General features: G+C 75.9%; 1 protein-coding gene. It reads left to right on the forward strand.

Translation table 11 applies throughout. From position 1 onward, the window contains the following. Positions 1 to 1,409, forward strand: a 1,409-nt coding sequence (locus tag AB0J09_RS64455) for a hypothetical protein (protein ID WP_360714339.1), incomplete at its 5' end; no start/stop codon positions are given. Between the last annotated feature and the right edge of the window lie 138 nt (positions 1,410 to 1,547).

A 1,547-nucleotide genomic window follows, 5' to 3' on the forward strand; every position in this document is an offset into this window, starting at 1 on the left:
TTTGTCTCTATTTCCATACTCGACGGTCTTGCGATCTCCTCGACGCCCTGGTGGCGACGGCCCGTGCCTGCGAGGCGGTCGGCGTCGTGCTGGGGCAGGCGCTCGTCGGCCCGGCAGAGGTCTGGCTCAGCGGGGTGGGACAGCCCTCGGTGACAGCCGCGGAGTCGGGCTGGCACCGGCTGGCCGGGTTGCCCGCCGCGGTTCCGGTCTCACCGGATGAGGACTGGCTGGCAGGACCGGTGCCCACGGTGGTCGCCGCCATGTTGGCGCTCGCCTGTTTCTCTCACGTGACCGGGCTCGACACGGGCCCGGCGCGCCTGCTCACCCAGGTGGACCTGCGCACTCTCGACACGCTCCCGCACCGGTTCCTGGCTCATCCGCGTGCGGGCGCCCGTCCTGGCGGAGGCCCGGAGGCGATCAGGGAGCTGACCGACGCGCTGGCGACGGCCGCGCCGGTCGAGGCGGAAGGGCTGCTCGGCCTCACTGCCGGGCTGGTCGACTCCCGGCTGGGCCTGCTCGGCATGCTGGACGAGCAGGCGCTGGCGCAGTCTCCGCTGGCGGTGTGCCAGGCGGCCGTCTCCGACCCGTTCGGCGCGCTGCCCGGCTGGGCGCCGCCGCCACAGGCGTTCGGCTGGGGACCCGACCAGCGGACGGCCCGGCTGCGCTGTCTGTTCGCCGCCCTTGCCACGTACGGCCTGCTCGCCCTCGACCCCGACGGGGAGAGGGTGACATGGGGCGTGGAACTGCCGGATGGGCGGCCTCGCCCCGTGCCGGCGGCCGATCTCCGGCTCACCGGCACATTGCGCCCGCCGATCGGCACCGGCGCCGGCCTGAGCTGGCCGGAGGCCCTGGCCGCCGGCTTGCGGGCCCAATGCGAGCACCTGCTGGCCACGCACCTGTCGGCCGCCCTGGACGACCACGCCGACCCGACCGGGCCGACCGGCCCGACCGGGCCGATGGCAGCCCCCGCGGGGGACCATGCCGGGGCGGGCGCGCCGGTGGGGCCCGCGGAAGATCCGGTCGCGGAGGCGTTGCTGCGACAGCTCATCCTGGCCGGTGAGACACCGCGGGTCCGCGACCACACGGCCGTCCTCGGCGTGCCCGCCGTCTCCCTCGCCGTCCCCGGCCGAGGGGCGCTCGTGTCAGTGGCCGCCACCGTCCCGGTGGCGCTGCGCGACGGCCTGGAACGGCTGCTCCTGCGCTGGCAGTCCCGGACCGCTCGGCAGCACGCGTACGCCGAGGCCCGTCCCCTCTGGGCGCCGGACGGCGACCCCTCCGAGGCCGTGCGGATGATGGCCGGGGCACTGCGCCGCGCGGGCAAGGTGCCGGTGGCGGTGCCGCTCCACGGCGACCCCGAGGCCGCCCGGTTGCTTCCCTTCCTCACCCGCGTCGCGCTGCTCGATGACTGAGATCATCATCACCACGGCCGCACCCGCCGCGCACCCTGACCCGGTGACTGTGCTGGGCGAGGGCCGCCTGCACGCGGCCATCCGCGCGGCCCTCGCCTCCACCGCCGGACCGGAGGGCGGCGCGATCGTCGTCGCGAG

Source organism: Nonomuraea sp. NPDC049784 (assembly GCF_040659615.1).
GTDB lineage: Bacteria > Actinomycetota > Actinomycetes > Streptosporangiales > Streptosporangiaceae > Nonomuraea.